At 34.0% G+C, this 18,970-nt stretch carries 15 protein-coding genes and 1 other annotated feature; all 15 genes read right to left on the bottom strand.

What is annotated here, in order from left to right:
• Positions 1-147: 147 nt before the first annotated feature.
• Positions 148-1,467, bottom strand: a complete 1,320-nt coding sequence (locus ACFOZZ_RS02090) for an NCS2 family permease (protein WP_055232694.1) — start codon at positions 1,465-1,467, stop codon at positions 148-150.
• A 72-nt stretch (positions 1,468-1,539) separates the two neighbouring features.
• Positions 1,540-2,049: a shikimate kinase gene (locus ACFOZZ_RS02085; protein ID WP_055232695.1), complete on the bottom strand. Its 510-nt coding sequence runs from the start codon at positions 2,047-2,049 to the stop codon at positions 1,540-1,542.
• A complete protein-coding gene (locus tag ACFOZZ_RS02080; RefSeq protein WP_278780748.1) occupies positions 2,046-3,161 on the bottom strand; it encodes a bifunctional chorismate mutase/prephenate dehydratase in 1,116 nt (371 codons plus the stop codon). Before ACFOZZ_RS02080 ends, ACFOZZ_RS02085 begins: the two co-directional genes overlap by 4 nt.
• Positions 3,158-4,234 carry a chorismate synthase gene (aroC, locus tag ACFOZZ_RS02075; protein WP_278780747.1) on the bottom strand — a complete coding sequence of 359 codons (1,077 nt, stop codon included), beginning with the start codon at positions 4,232-4,234 and terminating at the stop codon, positions 3,158-3,160. The genes ACFOZZ_RS02080 and aroC overlap by 4 nt, the downstream gene beginning before the upstream one ends.
• Positions 4,224-5,495, bottom strand: coding sequence for a 3-phosphoshikimate 1-carboxyvinyltransferase (gene aroA / locus ACFOZZ_RS02070; protein WP_376814604.1), 1,272 nt, complete (start codon positions 5,493-5,495; stop codon positions 4,224-4,226). Before aroA ends, aroC begins: the two co-directional genes overlap by 11 nt.
• Positions 5,495-6,553, bottom strand: a complete 1,059-nt coding sequence (gene aroB / locus ACFOZZ_RS02065) for a 3-dehydroquinate synthase (RefSeq protein WP_376814603.1) — start codon at positions 6,551-6,553, stop codon at positions 5,495-5,497. The genes aroA and aroB overlap by 1 nt, the downstream gene beginning before the upstream one ends.
• A 1-nt stretch (position 6,554) precedes the next feature.
• Positions 6,555-7,571 (bottom strand): 3-deoxy-7-phosphoheptulonate synthase, encoded by a 1,017-nt coding sequence (gene aroF, locus ACFOZZ_RS02060; RefSeq protein ID WP_055232705.1) that lies wholly within the window; start codon positions 7,569-7,571, stop codon positions 6,555-6,557.
• A gap of 51 nt (positions 7,572-7,622) precedes the next feature.
• Positions 7,623-7,857 (bottom strand) — a binding site (T-box leader).
• Positions 7,858-7,968: 111 nt separating this feature from the next.
• Entirely contained in the window at positions 7,969-8,448 is a 480-nt protein-coding gene (locus ACFOZZ_RS02055) for a hypothetical protein (protein WP_376814602.1), read from the bottom strand.
• Positions 8,435-9,325: a Cna B-type domain-containing protein gene (locus tag ACFOZZ_RS02050; RefSeq protein WP_278780674.1), complete on the bottom strand. Its 891-nt coding sequence runs from the start codon at positions 9,323-9,325 to the stop codon at positions 8,435-8,437. The genes ACFOZZ_RS02055 and ACFOZZ_RS02050 overlap by 14 nt, the downstream gene beginning before the upstream one ends.
• 13 nt (positions 9,326-9,338) lie before the next feature.
• Positions 9,339-10,148, bottom strand: a complete 810-nt coding sequence (locus tag ACFOZZ_RS02045) for a class C sortase (protein WP_055232711.1) — start codon at positions 10,146-10,148, stop codon at positions 9,339-9,341.
• A gap of 26 nt (positions 10,149-10,174) precedes the next feature.
• Positions 10,175-11,641 carry an isopeptide-forming domain-containing fimbrial protein gene (locus ACFOZZ_RS02040; protein WP_376814601.1) on the bottom strand — a complete coding sequence of 489 codons (1,467 nt, stop codon included), beginning with the start codon at positions 11,639-11,641 and terminating at the stop codon, positions 10,175-10,177.
• 87 nt (positions 11,642-11,728) lie between these two features.
• Positions 11,729-16,402, bottom strand: coding sequence for a SpaA isopeptide-forming pilin-related protein (locus ACFOZZ_RS02035; RefSeq protein WP_376814600.1), 4,674 nt, complete (start codon positions 16,400-16,402; stop codon positions 11,729-11,731).
• An 18-nt stretch (positions 16,403-16,420) separates the two neighbouring features.
• A complete protein-coding gene (lepB, locus tag ACFOZZ_RS02030) occupies positions 16,421-16,915 on the bottom strand; it encodes a signal peptidase I (RefSeq protein ID WP_278861767.1) in 495 nt (164 codons plus the stop codon).
• Between the two features lie 116 nt (positions 16,916-17,031).
• Positions 17,032-17,745: a MurR/RpiR family transcriptional regulator gene (locus ACFOZZ_RS02025; protein WP_055232720.1), complete on the bottom strand. Its 714-nt coding sequence runs from the start codon at positions 17,743-17,745 to the stop codon at positions 17,032-17,034.
• A 154-nt stretch (positions 17,746-17,899) separates the two neighbouring features.
• Positions 17,900-18,895 (bottom strand): alpha-amylase, encoded by a 996-nt coding sequence (locus tag ACFOZZ_RS02020; RefSeq protein WP_376814605.1) that lies wholly within the window; start codon positions 18,893-18,895, stop codon positions 17,900-17,902.
• Positions 18,896-18,970: the final 75 nt, after the last annotated feature.

Genomic DNA, 18,970 nt, shown 5'->3' with positions numbered 1-18,970 from the left:
AATTATTCAAACTTGTTTTTAAGTTCGTCTTTTTTTATACGTTTTGATTGATTTTTGTTTCACACTTCTCACTCCTTTGAGTATTATTATACTCACGTTTTAAAAACATTATATGAACAAAAGAAAAAAAACCAGCAATGCTGGTTTTTAGATTAAGAATGCGAAATATGCGATAAATAGTAAGAATAGTACCCAGACCATCTTGTTGATATCTTTAGCCTGACCTGTCGCAATCATGCTGATAACATAAACGATGAATCCTAATGCGATACCATTACTAATTGAATATCCAAGAATCATGAAGATGATTGTAACGAAACCACTTGCCGCAAAGACCAAGTTATCCCACTTGATATCCTTTAACTGTGAAGCCATTAAGATACCAACGATAACTAAAGCTGGGGCAGTGACTGCATCAGTAATCATAGATAATACTGGATAGAAGAATACTGTTAATAAGAAACAGATTCCTGTTGTACATGCAGTTAAGCCTGTACGTCCTCCTACTCCAACACCTGAAGTAGATTCTACGAAAGATGTCACTGTAGAAGTACCAATCATTGAACCAAATACTGTACCTACTGCATCTGCAAGTAATGCACGTTCAACATTCACTAATTCACCATTTTCATCAATAAGATCAGCCTTTGATGCAACAGCTACTAATGTACCGGCTGTATCAAAGAAGTCTACGAATAATAATGAGAAAATTGCAACGATACACTGTGGATGAGTGAACATTTCGTTGAACCCTCTTGCAAAAGCACCTACTAAGCTGAAATCAAAGTTAACTGATACAACTTTAGTTGGTAACTGTGGCATACCTTTTAATCCAAAAACTGAACCAAATACAACACCAACTACCGCAGTAATGATTAAGCCATAGAATACGGCTGCTGGCTTATTCTTTACTAATAATACTAATGTGATGATGATTCCAAATAAAGCAAGTAATACTGTTGGATTCTTTAAGTTTCCTAATGCTACAAATGTAGATTCACTTGCCACTACGATACCTGCATTCTTTAAACCTACGAATGCAACAAAGAAACCAATACCTGCACCAATCGCAAGCTTTAACTGTGCAGGAATCGCATTAATAATCATACGACGGATGTTTGTCACTGTAATGATGACAAAGATGATACCTGACACGAATACACAGGCCAATGCCCCTTCAGGTGATAATCCCATCTGTCCTACAATTGTATAAGTGAATAATGCGTTAACACCCATACCTGGCGCAAGAGATACAGGGTAGTTTGCCATTAATCCCATGAAGATGCTTGCGGCACCTGCAGAGATTGCAGTCGCTAAGAAGACCCCCTGATGACTCATGTGTGCCTGTCCTAAGATGGCAGGGTTGACTGCAAGAATATAGGCCATTGCTAAGAAAGTAGTAATACCAGCTAGTATTTCAGTCTTAACATTTGTCCCATGTTCTTTTAAGTGAAATAATTTTTCCATTGTTTTCTCCTCTCAAAACAAAGCACATTATAGTATATTCTTACACTTTATGCAAATACAAAAAAAATCCCCTTATAATGAGGATTTATTGTAATTATTCATGATATCTAGAATAGAATTGATGACTTTTTCAAGGGAACCATCATTTATAATATGATAGTCACATGACGACATATATTTATCTCTACGTTCTTTATCTAAAGCATAAAGCTTGTCTGGACCATCCTGTAATAGGGGTCTGCCACTTGGATCGACATCCTTCACAATATCTTCAATTGGACGGTCAATATAGAAAACAACACCATTTTTCTTTAGATATGCAATGTTTTCAGGTCTTTTAATCACCCCACCACCAGTAGAGATGATCTTCCCTTCTAACTCAGATACTTCTTTACAGCATGTTGTTTCATTATTTCTAAAATAGTCTTCAGAAATCGCAAACATATCTGGAATGGACATATTAAAGCGATTCACAAGATAATCATCTAAGTCAATCATTTCATGACCTGTTTTTTGTGAAAGCATATGTCCGAATGTAGTTTTACCACTTCCCATGATTCCAATTAAAACGATATTTTTCATGATTCCTTCCTTTCATAGTTACCAATCATTCTAAATGTATTGGTATATGTTTTGATTTCCTGTAAGGCACGCTGTACATGATCCTGATTCAAGTTACCATCTATATCTAAATAGAAATAGTATTCCCATGGAGACAATGGAAGTGGTCTTGATTCAATGCGGGCCATGTTGATGTTGTGTTCCTTAACGACTCTCATGACTTCATAAAGAGCACCGACTTCATGATTGACTGTGAAGACCATACTGATACGATTGGCAGATGGTCTTATTTCATATTGTCTTGCGATAATGATAAAGCGTGTATGATTGCTTTGATCATTTTGTATTGCCTTGGCAATAATATCAAGATTATAGAGCTTAGCTGCTTCACTAGAGGCAATCGCTCCTATTGTCTTATCCTGTGCTTCACTGATATATTTTGCAGCTGCAGCAGTGTTCAAATACTCATGACCTTCAATATGATGTGAATTTAAGAATTCAGAAGTCTGTTTTAAGCCCTGTACATGACTATAGACATCTTTGATATCGTCTAAAGTAGCTCCTTTGATACCAAGTAGATTCTGGTCTATTGTGATAGACTGCTCACCTACAATATAAAAGCCATACTTAGTGAGTAAGTCATAGTTATCATTAATAGCGCCTGTAGAGGAGTTTTCTAGAGGAAGTACACCATAGTCTATATCTCCTTCTTCTAATGCCTTATAGACATCTTCAAAGCGAGGATAGTTGATGCCTTCAATGTCTCCAAACCAGCTTTTCATAGCCTGATTAGAGAAAGAACCAGGAACACCCTGATACCCTACTTTAAAGTATTCTTTAAATTCTGTTGCTTCATATTTCTTTAAAGGAATAAAAGTAGACTGATAGCTTTTAGATAAATTCATTGTATCCTGAACAAACGTTTTCGCATAGGCTTCAAGAGACTTATCTTCTAGACGATCTACATTCTTTTGAATAACCTCTTTTTCTCTATCCTTCTGAAAAATCTGCATATCATGGGCTAATTTATATGTAATAACATCTTTCGCAACATGCATACGTTTTTCAAATAAAGCGATGATTTCTTTATCAATTGCATCTATTTCTTCTCGACAAGTTTTTAAATCTTTCATAGTGCCTCCAGCATATCTAATACACCTAGTGCTGCCATAGCTTCCACAACAACAATTGCACGAGGAATGATACATGGATCGTGTCTTCCAACAATTTCTAATTCTGTATTTTCATGTGTTTTCACATTGATTGTTTTCTGTTTTAAAGAGATAGATGGTGTTGGTTTAATACCTACTGTAAATAATAATGGCATACCATTAGAAATACCACCAGTAATACCACCATTATGGTTTGTAGAAGTCTTGACTTCTTCTCCTTCATAATAATAAGCATCATTCGCCTCTGTTCCTTTGAGTAGAGTAATATCATCTAAATCACCAAATGAGACTGACTTTACAGCAGGAATACTGAAAAGTAATGGTGATAAATGAGCTTCAATACTATCAAAGAAAGGATTTCCAACTCCAGCAGGGAGTCCTGTCACAGCACATTCAATCTTTCCACCTACACTGTTGCCTTCTTTTCTTGCTTTTTCAATTGTTTCCTGCATCTGTGCATAAATATCATCATGAATAACAGGATAGTCTTTCTGGTTGAGTTCTTCTAAGTAAGCTGGAGTAATATTTAGTGGATAATGCGTATCTTTCACATCTTTAATAGATAGAATATGTGCACCGACATGAATACCTTTTTCTTTTAAAATCTGTTTTGCGATAGCACCTGCAAAAACGATTGGTGCTGTAAGTCTTCCAGAGAAGTGTCCTCCGCCTCTGACATCATTAAAGCCTTTATATTTAATATAAGCAGGATAATCTGAATGACCTGGACGCATATTATCCTTCAAATAAGAATAATCCCTAGAATGCTGAGATGTATTTTTAATAATTCCACATAGTGGTGCACCTGTTGTATAGCCATCTAAGACACCACTGAGTATTTCTACTTCGTCTGCTTCTTTTCTTTGCGTACTCATTTTGTTCTTACCTGGAGCACGTCTTTGCATATCTTTATTAATAGCATCCATATCTAACTTAATACCAGCAGGAAGATTGCCTATTGTGATTCCAATAGCTTTACCATGGCTTTCACCAAATAAAGATAATTCAATATGATGTCCCCAATTAGCACTCATGGTACTCACCACCTAGTGACTTGAAGTCTTCAAAGAAGCCTGGATAACTCTTCTTTACACAATCCTTATCATCTATAGTAATTGAACCATTGGCACGTGTAGATAAAATAGCTTCAGCCATACACATACGATGGTCATTAGAACTTGTCACTTCTGCTTTGTTATAAGAAGTTGATCCAGTAATAGTCATACTGTCTTCTTCTTCAACTGCATCTATGCCAGTCGCTTTTAATAGTTCTACAGAAGCAGTTAAACGGTCGCATTCTTTAATACGTAAACGTCCTGCATTGATGATGTGTGATGTCCCTTCTGCTAGACCGCAAGCCACTGATACAACAGGCATCAAATCTGGACATTGAGAAGCATCAATAGTGGCTGGTTTGATTTTATCGCAGACCACTTTAATACCCTCACTTGTTTCTACAATTTCTCCACCCATCTGTTTCATAATATCTAAAATAGCTCTATCACCTTGTGATGAGTGCATATTAAGATTAGTAAGTGTAATATCACTGCCGAGTAAATCAGCCACTAGATAGAAAGCGGCTTGTGAGAAGTCTGCTTCTACATTGTAATCACATGGTTTATAGTTCTGATTACCACGAATCTGGAATGCCTGATAATCATGATTAATGATTTCAATACCAAACTTTTCTAACATATCAAGTGTTAAATCAATATAGCCTTTAGATTCTAAAGGTGTTGTTATTTTAATTAAAGAATCACCCTGTAATAAAGGTAAAGTAAATAACAATCCACTGATAAATTGTGAAGAAACATTACCTGGTACTTCAAATATATCTGAATGAAGCTGACCATCTAGAATAACATCTAAACGTTCTGAGTCTTTTCTAAGATAGGCAATCTTTTGTTTATCAAAGATATCATAGTATACATCAAGTGGTCTTTGTCCTAGTTTTCCTTTACCGACAAAGTGTACACGAGAAAAGTTAACGAGTGATAAAGGCATAAGGAAACGTAATGTAGAGCCTGATTCACGAGCATCTATTTCTACTCTTCCAAGTCCTAATGTAATAGAACCATCAATAATTAAAGTATCGCCTTCCTGCTTAATAATCGCGCCTAAGGCTTTCATGCCTTCTATAGTGGCTTCAATGTCTTCTGAATAATCAATACCACTAATACGGCTCATACCTGGTGCGAGTGCTGCACAGATAATAGCACGATGGGCTAATGATTTAGAAGGTGGAACCGCAATTGTTCCTTGAAGTGTTTTTGGTGTAATAGTGATTTTTGTCATTATATGTCCTCTACTTCCAGAATCATCTCTTTCTGATCCTTATGTACATAATACTCTCCTATTGTTTTAAGTAAAACAAAAGATAGTGTTGAATTGATGTTTTTCTTATCGAAATCAATGGCTTTAAGTAGTTCTTTTGTAGGGACATTGGCATGAGCAGGAAGGTTATAATGACTTAAGGCTTCTTCTATACGTTTAGTAGTGCCTTGTTCACATAATCCTTTAAGTTCTGCGATACGAGTAATAGCCACCATACCAATACCTACTGCTTCACCATGAGAATACTTTTCGTAATGGAAATGCTGCTCGATTGAGTGTCCAATTGTATGACCAAAGTTCAAGCATAAACGATCACCAAAGTCATAAAGATCCTTTTCTACAACATCTCTCTTGATATCTACACATTTATAAATAATTTCATCAATATCTTTATAAAGATCATCAAAATCCTTATACTGTGCTAATTGATCAAATAAAGCTTTATCTTTTATACAACCATACTTAATGACTTCTCCCATACCATCAGTAATGAAATGAGGGTCCAATGTTTTAAGTGTTAATGAATCAATTAAAACAAGTAATGGATGTTTAAAAGCACCGACTAAGTTCTTTCCTTCTGGTAAATCTACGGCAACCTTCCCCCCTACTGAAGAGTCTACCTGTGATAATAGTGAAGTTGGAATCTGAACAAACTTAATACCACGCATATAAGTACTAGCCACAAATCCTGCTAGATCACCAATAACACCTCCACCTAACGCAATCAATAAATCAGTTCTTGTAATCTTAGCTTCTAATAACTGTGAATAGATAGAAGGTAGAATATCAAATCTCTTAGATGGTTCTCCATGAGGAATAACGACTGTAGAGACTTCGTAAGAGTCTTTTAACTGATTGACCAACTGTTCTCCATAAAGTGGAAAAACGTTATCGTCAGAGACAATAACGATTTTCGCACCTGTGAAGACTTGGGAAATAAGTTCTTTGGCTTTGTTTAAAATACCTTGTTCAATATATATAGGGTAACTATCTTTTCCTAAGTTCACATTTAGTTTCATATTAGATTTCCTTTCCAACAACCTTACCGATTTCTCTTAGTTCACTAATAAGTTTAGTATATTTTTCAGGTTTTAATGACTGAGCCCCATCACATAATGCATGTTCAGGATCATTATGTACTTCAATAAGTAATCCATCACATCCTGCCGCAACACTTGCCTTAGCCATTGGTTCTACTAACCACCATTTACCACCAGCATGTGATGGGTCAATGATTACAGGGAGATGAGTCATTTTTCTAAGTACTGGAATAGCCTGTAAGTCTAGAGTGTTTCTTGTATATGTTTCGAATGTTCTTACACCTCTTTCACATAGGATGACATTCTCATTACCACTTGCCATGATATATTCTGCACTCATGATCCATTCCTGATATGTTGCACTTAGTCCTCTCTTTAATAGGATAGGCTTTTTGACTCTTGCACCTACTTCCTTAAGTAAAGTGAAGTTCTGCATATTTCTTGCACCAATCTGAACGAGGTCTACCTTTTCATTGAATTCATCAATATCATCAGCACTCATAAGTTCTGATACGATTGGTAAGCCTGTTTCTTTCTTAGCAGCTACTAAGTAATCTAAACCTGTAGAACCTAATCCCTGGAATGCATATGGAGATGTTCTAGGCTTGAATGCACCACCTCTAAGCATATTAGCACCAGCTGCTTTTACTTCCTTGGCAATCGCAATAACCTGTTCTTCTGATTCTACAGAACAAGGACCAGCAATAAGAGCCATATGGCCTCCACCTACTTTTACACCATCTACATCCACAATAGTATCTTCTGGATGGAATGCACGGTTAGCTAATTTATAAGGCTGTTCAACTCTCATAACCTTTTCTACAGAAGGTGAAACTTCAATATCTCTAGGATCTACTCTAGTCGTATCACCGATTACACCACAGATAGTGACATCATGACCGACTACTAAATGTGTTTCTAATCCCTTCGCTTCTACCTTTTCCTGAATCTTTTTTACATCTTCTTCACTTGTTTTTGGTTTGAATACAATAATCATAATCTTTTTCTCCTTTGATCATCTACCTGTATAAATAAAAGACTCTCATCCTATAAGGACGAGAGTGTATCTTCGTGTTACCACCTTATTTTATATATCTATCACTAGATATATCTCAACGAGTACTATCATACTCTGACAATGTAACGGTTGTGACCGGAAACGCCTACTTCATTCAACGCTCTACTCCAAGACGAATTCAATATCCTCCAAACATCCTTTTACACCACCCAAGGACTCTCTATGCTTCTTTTGGATATCTACTATTTCTTTTCACTGTATTTATACTAAGTAGTTCTTAATTTGTGAACTCATCATACTGAATAATCAATATATTGTCAACTACTTTTTCTATTTTTCTTATACATTTATTAATATTTTCTATTTTATCTAAAATTTACACCATAATTAAGTTAATGCAGTAATATTGTGATCCACTCTTACAATACATATACAGCGTATCACTTGAAAGTATATCGACTTCACCAATGACTTCCAATTCATATTGGGTCTTATAGCCTGAAATAGATTGAATTGTAAGTATATCTTTACTCTTGAGTGACTGCATTTGTTTTAGATATAAGTCTGGTATGACTATATTCTTATTCTTATAGTGTGGTAGATTATCTTCTTTACCTATGACCCACTTGATGTCACCAGCTTGGACGACTGCCTGTATATCATATCCTTGTACATCTAAATAGCCATTATCAGAAGGAATATAGGTATCGGGGATAAGTTGTATAGTCTGGTTATAAAGTCCTTGTAATTCCTTTATTTCTTTATTTTGACGATACTTCTCATAACCAAACAAGCAACAAGACACTAGGATACATAAGCACCCTAGTGTCATGAATAAATGACTAATCTTTTTCATGTCTAAATAGTCTACCTAATACAATCAGGAATAATCCTGATACAGTTAATAATGTCAACCAATGATTGATTCTTGTTGTATCCCCGGTTTTAACATGAGAATCTTTCTTAGGTGTATCTGTATTTGTATTAGTGATAATATATTCAGTCTTAGATTCACTGCATACTGAAGAAACAATACCTTTATAACCTTTGACACTCTTTTCTTTAATGCTGTAATTCATAACTTGTTCACTTTTCCATGAAAAAGCATAATTATGTGCAGCATCTAGTACGATTGTCTTGATATAAGTAGAACCGTTATAGAGTTCTACATAGATTTTGTCTGGATGTTTAGACCCATTATCAATCCAATGCTTCACTATCTTATATTCATGAGAGGGATTCTTTGAATATTTAGTAAAGTCAATGGATACATCATAACTTGTCCCCTGTGGTAAAGAAATTAAGTAAGGTAAATAGGTATAAGTTGTTCCATTGAATTCTAAGTTATCTGTCGTAATAAGATAGAGTCCTGTTTTAAGACCTGTATATGCAACTTTAGAAGAAGTTGCCTGTTTAGTGAGAGCTTTTTGACTTGCCGCATATCCCTTTAATGTGATAGCCGCATTTTTAAGGTCTTCACTTGTTTTTAGCTGATCCAATTGAATATTTGTATTTGTTTCTGCTTCCTTGAAAGCATCGGTGTAATGATAACTACCATCATCCGAAACACTTGCGACACGATACAAATGAACATTTAACCCTGAAATACATTCATTGAGTGTCAAAGAGCATTTCTTATTGACATTGACAGCAGCTACCTGGAATGAATTAAACACAGCGACTGACAGTAGAACTGTAAAACATAATATGTATTTTTTTAATCTTTTCCCCATATAATTGCTGTCATCACCTTTCTTTATATTTTTCCTTGATTGATGTTAAATACCAGATAAATGCAATAATAATTGCAAGTACTACCCAGAACACATCAATGAGTACTGGATCTGCTTTAACTAAATCTCTTCTTATTCTTAGATTTGTCTTATTGATACGATGTCCTCTTACAAGCAGTCTATGAGTATTAACACCATAGGGCGTGCATGTCATAAGAGTACAGTAGTCCTGTCCTTCTACAATCTTCAGATCATCTGTTTCTGTAGGAAGGACTGTTTTAATTTGATCAACTTCATAATAAAGAGTTTGATCTAATACCTGAAGCATGAAGGTATCACCCTTCTTTAACTGATCGATATCAGTAAAAAGCTGTGCACTTGGTAATCCTCTATGTCCAGATATGACACAATGTGTACTCTCTCCACCTACCGGTAATGAAGTACCTGGGATATGTCCTATCGCAATCTGTAAGATTTCAGCATCTGTTCCATGATATATAGGAAGAGAGACATTGATTTTAGGGATTTCCACATAACCCATCATACCCGTACCAGTGACATCAAGAGTAGACTCATAGAGTTTCTTCTCTTGATTGTTCAAAGTAGAGAGTGTTTGTTTCAGGTTTGTATTGTATAGAGTGGCATCATTCCAGAGCTTTTGATATTGTTTATCAGTCAGGTTTTCTACCTTTTCTTCATATCCAGCAATAGCTCTTGTTTGATGTCTTTGATTCCAATAGTTACTGAAACTAGGATAAATAAGTAAGGAAAGCCCCATAATGAATATTAAAGTTATAAATGCATTGGTTAACTTCTTTGTCATTATAGGACACTCCTTATTGTTTTATATTACTTACTTTCTGCCTTTTTCTTCATTACTAAGAATGCAGCAGCTGCAAGAATCATAAGTGTACCTGCAGCATATAATACTGTAGTACCCATACCACCTGTTTCAGGAAGTTCTGAACCTTTGTTGTTAACTACATCTGCAGTAAGTGAACCATCATCTTTTGAAACAGTGAATTCAATTTCACCAGTAACTTTATTTCCACTTAATTCAGTTAATGTTGGATTACTACTTTCTACATCATGAGTTGCAGTAATTTCAAAAGTGATAGGATCCATAGTATTATACCCTTCTGGAGTTTTTGTTTCTGTAAGGATATATTTACCATCATCTAATCCTTTAAATTCAAATGATGTTGGGTTCTCATCTGCTGTAAATTCTTTAACTAGTGTATTTGAACCATCTTTATTTACTTTTTCTAATTTGAATGCAGCACCTGCTAATGAATGATTTTCAGAATCAACTTTATTAATAATTGTTTTATATGTAAATACAATTACTTTATCCCATGGAGTATAAGTAGTTGTACCATTTTGTTCTACGTTTGGATTATTTGAGAATTCCATACGCATTTCATTTGGGTTACCAGGTAAACCAATTACTGCATTGCCATTTAATTCAGAAGTATATTCAACAGTGATTACAGAACCATTATGCACTGAATCGATTTGTTTAAGATCATCAAATACTACTTCAAAAGAACAGCCATCTTCTAGTCCTGTAGTTTTGACAGTATAACCAGTCTCAATCTTGTTTCCATCTACTTTTACTACTACTGTATTTTGATTAAAAGTTAAACCAGATGATTCTTTATCATGGAACACTAATTTATATGCACCTTTATAATCTGAGAAATCCTTTGCAACTGTACCTGTTAGCTGGAAAGGAACCTGATCACCGATATCATAGTCAGCAGAATCCTGCCAGTCTGTTGTAGCACCTGTAGTATCGTTTGTGTCCTTTACTTTTTTCTGTGATGTTGGCACTTCTGATTTAACTTTTACTTCAGCAGTACCTACAACTTTTAAAATAAATTTTGTATAAGTCTCAGCCTCAGGAACTGTACCGTCTTTATCTTTTACTAAATAATAACCTGGTGCTAAGTTTTCAATCTTATAATTTTCACCATAACGTGTACTTTCACCAGCTGATGTGCCTAAATACTTAGCTACTTTATAAGCAAAATCTTTTGCATCAGTTTCGTTTTTTAATTTTTCAGCATTTTCTTTAGCACTTCCTAATTTATTACGGCCATCTTCATTAACTCCATTACCCCATTTAAGATTTGAAAGTGTCTTACCTGATACTTCACCAGCAAAAATCTGATAAGCTTCAAAAGTATGACCAGTTTTAGCACCTGTAATAGTAATAGAACCATTATCAGCCGCCATTACTACTGATGGCATAGCAATTGCCATAACCATTGCGAATGCAAGTATGAAACTTGCGAGTTTTTTAAATAGTTTCATATCGTTTTTTCCTCCTTGTCCATATGATATCCATTTTTTAATAAAACTCTTCCCTCGTTGAAATACACATATTAATGTTTGTTATTACTAGTTATAAGCCCCCTTCTTTTTTATATTTGCTATATAAGCAAATAGAGTCGCTGTAATAAATAGGGCCCCAATTGCGTAATAACCAAAAGTACCGAATCCTCCAGTATCTGGAAGATCATAGTTATCTAGCTTCTTGTTAGTAACTGTAATATCTCCTTCTTGAATACCATCATTGTTTGTATAAGACACCTGATATCCTGAAGGTGCTCCTACTTCTTCTACAGTATAGTAATAATCTTCACCACTCTCTGATTTAGAAGTTAGATCGTTCCAAGTATGTGACCAGTTATTAGACTCATCTAATGTTACTGAATCACCCTTAGGTTGTTTTGTTGTTTCTATCTCAGGATCATCATGAGTAATTGAAACATTATCACTAAACCAGAATGCATTATTATTGGCTGTGATATAAATATCACAATTCTCAGTGATTGGTTCAGTTTGAATATTTATAATTCCTGTAGTACCTTCCTTAGAACAAGTTACTGTCCCAAAATTATTACCATTCTTTGTGACTTCAAAATTACTCTTCACAAAATTCTCACTTATAGACCAATTCAAATCTTCTATATGTAATGATTTGTTTTGAGCAGCTTGCACTGTTTTTAATAATGTACTACCCCATGCACCACTAAAATGAAGTGTGACATTAAATGTTTTCTTCTTCTTTGTCACTCTATATAACTGAAGTTTTACATTAGAAGCACCTGGTGTAGTACCCTTATTTTCCTGATCAACCCAGACCTTCTTTACAGAAATGCTGTTAGAATCATTTGGAACATATAAAGATACTTCTTTATTGTTTGGAATATATGATACATCATTATAAAGATTTACATTAGGAATACCCTGTTCAGTTAAAGCAGTTTGCGCATCTTGTTTTGTCTTATTTTGATCTGCTTGATAAATCACAAAGTAATGTGGATTCTCGTCCTTGTCATAGCCAGAAGGTGCTTCTGTTTCTTCTAGCTTATACAGTGTATTTGCTACTAAGAATTTATCCTCACTAGATCCAGAAAAAACAATTTCTCCTTTATCATTTGTGACAAACTCTTCTGAACTACCATTCTTTATAACACCCCATTGTTTATTAGTTGAATCAAATTTATATAATTTAAATTTTGCATTTGGAAGTTTCTTAGAGTAATCTTTACTGTCTACCTTATAGATAGTCATCTTACCTCTTACAACTCCTGCTGAAGAATCATTAGTATCAATCCTTGTATCTACTGAAGAACTAAATTCTCCTTCTAGAGAAACAGTATTTTTTATAGTTGGATAAGCTGCCTGTCCAATATCAAAATCATATTGATATCCAAGAACACATGCTAACTCATCAGGAAGTGTTACTGTTAGTTTATGTGTTGCATCATCTATTTGAACTTGATATCGACTTGCATCTATCAACTTACCTTTATGATCATCTTTATTAGCATCATATTCATATAATTTCAAACTAGATAGAACTAAGTAAGGTGAAATGTTATTGTCATAATACTCCAGTTTATCAGTAAGAGTTACTTTATCTGACTTAGGATTCAAATCCTTTGCTGCAGGATTAATAACAACTAAATACTCTACTTTTGTAGAATTCTCAATCTGTCTTGCTGTTTTTGTTACATTCTGAGTTTCGCGTTCTACCTCAGTATGCTGTTCCTGACTCTTTCCTTCATACTCTAATGTATTTGTATATTCTTTATTCTCATTCTTTAGATCTTTCCAGAATTCATCAGAAGTAATATCAACTGCATAATAAATCGCAATGGCACCATTAGGATGATCTCTCTTTCCTGTATTATAATCACCATCTGCTTGGTTATAGCCTGTAGTAAATGTGAAAGTTATTTTATTAGTAGTTTCATCATATGAATATTTGAAATATTTTCTTATATCTGTAAAATTCGCATCTCCATCACAATACCATTCAGCATTATCACCAAAATGGTAGATTGCTTCAGGGGAACCACGATCTGCAGGATTTGATTTATAACTGCTATTAGTATAATCAGCACGTTCTCCTTTTTTAAATAACTTTGTACCTTTAGGTAATGTATCAGTCACACTGATTTGTTCATTTGAGTCTGGAGTAAATATGATTCTATAATATAGTTTTCCATCACGACTTATATAATCAGTACTTACTTTACTAGAAGAGTATTTATCATATGTACCACCATCGATCTTACCAAAGCCCTGTTTCACAAACTTCTTAGGCTTGTTGTAAGTGACTTTACTTTCAGATTCTTTATCCTGAACAGTACCTTTGTTCACAAAATAATAATCAATACCTTCTTTGACATCTTTTAAATCAGCAGTCGTATGATAAGAAGAAATATTTAAAGACTGCCCTACAAATTCACTGTCATCTTTCTTCTTTACAGTTACTTCAAATGCTTTAACATGTGCATCATCATCAGTAACTTCATTATTTTTATTTTCATCTGAATAGAACTTAATAGTAATTTCTAAATCATTTTTAAAAATCGATTTTCCATTCGCATCTTTAAGTTCAATATTGTTATTGATTTCTTCTTTTAACTGAGATAAGACTGCATAGTGTTCACCATTAAATTCTTTATCTCCAGTAGATGTACCATTCTTAATCACATCAGAATAAGTAACAGAAGTAATTTCTTTATCAGGAAGCTTCATATAAGCCTGCCATGTATTAGTTATAAATTGACCATCTTCTGAAACAGTATTACCTGTTGAAGATTTTGTGATGTCCCAGTCTCTATGATTTACACCAACACCATAACTACTTTCATAAGTTGTACCATCTTTACCAATGGTGCCTGTATTCGTTACGATAACATTCTCTTTTGGCGCATCAGTCTGATATTCAATTGTATAGGTTTGACTAGAACCTTGTGGGAATGTATATGGTAGTGAGTCAATAGTAAATGTAGAACCATCACTTCGCTTTACAGTAATAGGAGTAGGAATCTTTAAGTTATTATCAATCGTATCATTGAATACATAACCACCAATATCTTTCTTATCTGGATTAATTGTAATACTCCAGTTCATCTTTCCAGTATTCTGGTCATATCCACCATATTTAGAAATCATTGAATTAGAAATAGTGATTGATGTAGATGTTTCTTTTGAGGTGTTTCCACTTGTTCCTTTTACACTATTTGTAAGTGATCCAGAACCATCTTTATTACTAGGTGTTGCTGTTGCTGTATAAGTGATTTCATAGCTTTCACCAGCTTCAAGTTTTGGAAGATCATTAATAGTAAATGATTCACCATTGATTGAAGGTGTTGCAGTCATCGGTGTGCTAATACCATCTTTATCTTTCTTTATTACTTTAAAGCTATTTACATTATATTCTGCCTTGGCAGAATTCCAATCTACAAACTTATCTTCAATCTTCACAGTACCTTCAGTACCATTTTTAGTACTTGCTTTGACTGTATAGCTGACTGTTCCATCTTCATTTAATGAAGCTTGTTTAGACATATTCAAATCATATTGCTCTTTACTTGGTTTGACTGTGATTTCACCACCATCACCATCAAATTTTACTGAACCATCATCATCAGCACCATCTGATGAAACAGTACCCTGGAATTCAATATATCCTGAGAATGGTTCCCCAGTCGCAAAATCAGCATTAAAATCAATAGTGATTTTACCATCGGTGGTAATTCGATATGTACCAACTGCTTTACCATTAGATGCATATACTAAACCAGTTTCTTCTTTTAATGGCTTTATGCCATTAGGAAGCTGATAAGAGATTTTATCTTTGTCGGTTGTAACAATATTTGCAGGTAAATTATAGTTAATATGCACCTTAACCTGATCACCATCTTCAAATGATTTAGATGAAACCCAACTACCATTTTGGATCTTGCTGACATCTGCTGATGTAATATATTGGCCAAAATCAGTACTTTCTTCAGCTTTTGGCTGAATAGCTGTATCATTATCTGATACTGTTACAGGTGTTTCAGGTGCTACAGCAGCAGAATTAACTACTGAAGTGGCAGGCGCATTATTCTTAACCTCTTCCACCACCTGTTCATCCATCTGATTAGTAACTGTTGTTTCAACAGGTTGTTCTATATACTTATTTAACTCAATATTCTTAGTATTGAATGAAACAAGAGAAGAACCATTGACATCATAAATAACATGAGAAGAATCTGTTTCTAATACCAATGCAAGTTTTAATTCACCTTCTGCATTCGTATTCACATGATCTTCATCAAAATACATAGTTAATAAATTATTTCTAATCTCATAAGTACCAATAGAATGTACTAAATCATTTTCTAGATATAACTTATTTGTTTGTGTATCTTCTACCTTTAATTGTTCTGGTAGGTTATAAGTTAATGTTTGATTCTTTACAACTGTTTCCTGAGTTGTTTCTTCTTCACTTTCTACATTTTCTATTGAAGCAAGTGTTCCTTGAGGAACAGTTGCTTTAATAAGGAAAGAAAGAGGTGTATTGTCTTCAAGATGGACATCAGCTGTATAATCCTTCATCACACCATTATTTTGATATTGTACAGTTGCATCAGTAATCAATGATGTAAAATCATCCATTCTAGCACTATTAATATAGAAGAATGCAATAGCTGTTAAAAAAACCAAGCAAAAAAATAACATCATTTTCTTTCTGCCTGGTTTGTTTAAAATATTATATTCTGTCATCTAAATGTCCCCTTTCCCTTAATAAACAGAAAAGTGGGTGATAGGATAAATCTTCATAACGACTTGACCAATAATCTTATCATTATCAATACAACCTAAATCACGCATTCTTGAATCTATTGCACGATGTCTATTATCCCCTAATACAAATATCTGTCCTTCTGGAACTGTATAAGGGAATACTTCGTCACGTAGTGGATTGTCTTTTCTGTTCTGTATATAGTTTTCATCTAACTTTTTCTCATTCACAAATACATAGCCGTTTGAATCAATGTTGATTTTATCCCCACACAAACCAATCACTCTTCTCACCAGCAGCTTATTATTATACTGAAACGCAATTAAGTCTCCCTGCTTGAAAGACTTTGTTTTCTTAATACATACAACATCATTATTTACTAATGTCGGATTCATGGATTCACCCTCTACTACATAGAATGGACACCAAGTCGTAATGATGAACATCACAATACAAACAACTATTAGACTAATAAAAACGCAATGCTTTTTCATAACAGTACCTTTTAACTTGTAAATAAATATACTATGTACATAGGGTATCACAATAGAATAAAAAAAATAACCGTTCCCTGGAAAACGGTTACATGTTACATTTTTTTGTAACAATGTTACTTTGTTAGTTCATAAGCTAGTTTTTCTATCGCATAAAGCATAGGAATTCCAGAATGTATTTTTCCTAGCATAACGCTGCCATCAGAAACATGAATCACTTCATCACATAAATGTTCCATACTTCCCATGTTATTATTTGAAAACATAATAATCATATAATTCTTATTCTTATAACGATAGATTTCTTCAAAAAGAAGCTTTTTTTGTATCCTTTCATAAAATGCAATGATAACTTCCTGATGTCCTTCAGCAACTCTCTGCACAGGATAAGCAGCTCCATCCACCCCATAACAACAATAGCCCACACCACTTAATAAACGTGATGTATATTTTGCAAAATCACCAGTAGTACCAATACCTAGCGTAAGAATTAAATCAGACTGTTTAATAATCTCAGCAGCCCTATGAATACTATCCAAATAATCAGATGATTTTATTTTTTCTATAAAAAAACCAAATTGATCAGCCACATTGTCTTCTTTGGTCTCCTGCATTTCTTCAGACTCTTTCAATCTATACTTTAATTCTGTAAAACCTTCACAACCCATCTTCTTACAAAAACGCATGATTGTTGCCGTAGATACATGTGTATCATTGGCTAATTCACGAATACTTTCATTTAATACCTTCTTTGTGTTTTTCACAACATAATTATAAACGTAGGCTTCAGTCTCATTCAGACTTTCCACCTGACTGTAAGTAAATTCCAACAAGTGTCTCCTCCCTATTGAATAATTTCTCCACACCTTCTTTTTAATTATTCTAACTTACTTTACTACCGTTTACATTTAAAATTCAGGTATTTTCAAAATTTGGAAATATATTTTATCCACAGTTATATATATCGTATTTCTACCTATAGAACTATTTACAGACAACATAAAGGTTCAAAGAAGCTGCATCACAGATGAACTCTCCATATCCATCTACAATATCAATTGTATGTTTACCATCTGTCATACGCTTATATTGTTTACCTACAAACATACGTTTTGTGTCACCTTTACTATTGGTTAATATCACTGCAAGTCCTGTTTCATAAGTCCATCCAATAACATCAGGATCATCTATATAATCATGTCTAATTCCTTCTACATATTGTCTTCTTAGTTTCATTATCTTATCTAATAATTCTTTCTTAGATGAAATATGATCATGAGGTATACCATAATAATCTCCATAGAAGATACATGGATAACCTTCTTGTCTCAATAATATGCAGGCATAGGCCTGTGGTTTGAACCAATCTTCAATAAAAGAAGTGAGAGATTGTCCTGGCTGTGTATCATGGTTATCCACAAATGTGACAGCATATTTGTCATATCTTTGTACTAACGTATTATTGAAGAGTTCTCGCATATCATAATAACCATTAGAATGACTCGCATCATAGAAATGATAATGTAAAGGAACATCAAATAAACTCATACAGAAGTGTATGGATTTGAGATAATGACATAAATGATCTATGTCTCCCCAGTATTCACCTACAGAAAAGAGTTCTTTTTTAGAATGTTGGCGCATTGTAGTGATCCAATGTTCATAGAAAGAAGAGTCTATATGTTTAATGGCATCACATCGAAAGCCATCGAGATGTGTGATATCTTTATACCAGAGTCCCCAGTTGATGGCTTCTTTGACAACTTCAGGATTGTTGTAGTCTAAATCTGCTCCCATCAAGTAATCATAGTTATCATATTCATCATCTACATTCTCACTAAAATGTTTCCCTTTGAATAAATAAAGACCTTTTTGATGTTTAGAAGCATCGTAGTCCACACTTGTAAAATGTGAGGCATTATAGATAAAGTCTGAATATTTATGTCTTGATGGAAATGAGAAGTAAGTAGAAGCACGAATAACTCTTTTCGTATTATAGAACTAGAAGTTAATCAAGTAATAATTCTAGTTTTTTATTTTATCTAGAAGTGATAT

Source organism: Catenibacterium sp. GCM10023432, assembly GCF_042651925.1.
GTDB lineage: Bacteria > Bacillota_I > Bacilli_A > Erysipelotrichales > Coprobacillaceae > Catenibacterium > Catenibacterium mitsuoka.
This window is presented reverse-complemented; position numbering and strand designations above follow the sequence as displayed.

Bases quoted from the DNA above. Each gene is read 5' to 3' on its own strand.
- ACFOZZ_RS02090 (WP_055232694.1), bottom strand. From the start codon at position 1,467: ATGGAAAAATTATTTCACTTAAAAGAACATGGGACAAATGTTAAGACT.
- ACFOZZ_RS02085 (WP_055232695.1), bottom strand. From the start codon at position 2,049: ATGAAAAATATCGTTTTAATTGGAATCATGGGAAGTGGTAAAACTACA.
- ACFOZZ_RS02080 (WP_278780748.1), bottom strand. From the start codon at position 3,161: ATGAAAGATTTAAAAACTTGTCGAGAAGAAATAGATGCAATTGATAAA.
- aroC (WP_278780747.1), bottom strand. From the start codon at position 4,234: ATGAGTGCTAATTGGGGACATCATATTGAATTATCTTTATTTGGTGAA.
- aroA (WP_376814604.1), bottom strand. From the start codon at position 5,495: ATGACAAAAATCACTATTACACCAAAAACACTTCAAGGAACAATTGCG.
- aroB (WP_376814603.1), bottom strand. From the start codon at position 6,553: ATGAAACTAAATGTGAACTTAGGAAAAGATAGTTACCCTATATATATT.
- aroF (WP_055232705.1), bottom strand. From the start codon at position 7,571: ATGATTATTGTATTCAAACCAAAAACAAGTGAAGAAGATGTAAAAAAG.
- ACFOZZ_RS02055 (WP_376814602.1), bottom strand. From the start codon at position 8,448: ATGAAAAAGATTAGTCATTTATTCATGACACTAGGGTGCTTATGTATC.
- ACFOZZ_RS02050 (WP_278780674.1), bottom strand. From the start codon at position 9,325: ATGGGGAAAAGATTAAAAAAATACATATTATGTTTTACAGTTCTACTG.
- ACFOZZ_RS02045 (WP_055232711.1), bottom strand. From the start codon at position 10,148: ATGACAAAGAAGTTAACCAATGCATTTATAACTTTAATATTCATTATG.
- ACFOZZ_RS02040 (WP_376814601.1), bottom strand. From the start codon at position 11,641: ATGAAACTATTTAAAAAACTCGCAAGTTTCATACTTGCATTCGCAATG.
- ACFOZZ_RS02035 (WP_376814600.1), bottom strand. From the start codon at position 16,402: ATGACAGAATATAATATTTTAAACAAACCAGGCAGAAAGAAAATGATG.
- lepB (WP_278861767.1), bottom strand. From the start codon at position 16,915: ATGAAAAAGCATTGCGTTTTTATTAGTCTAATAGTTGTTTGTATTGTG.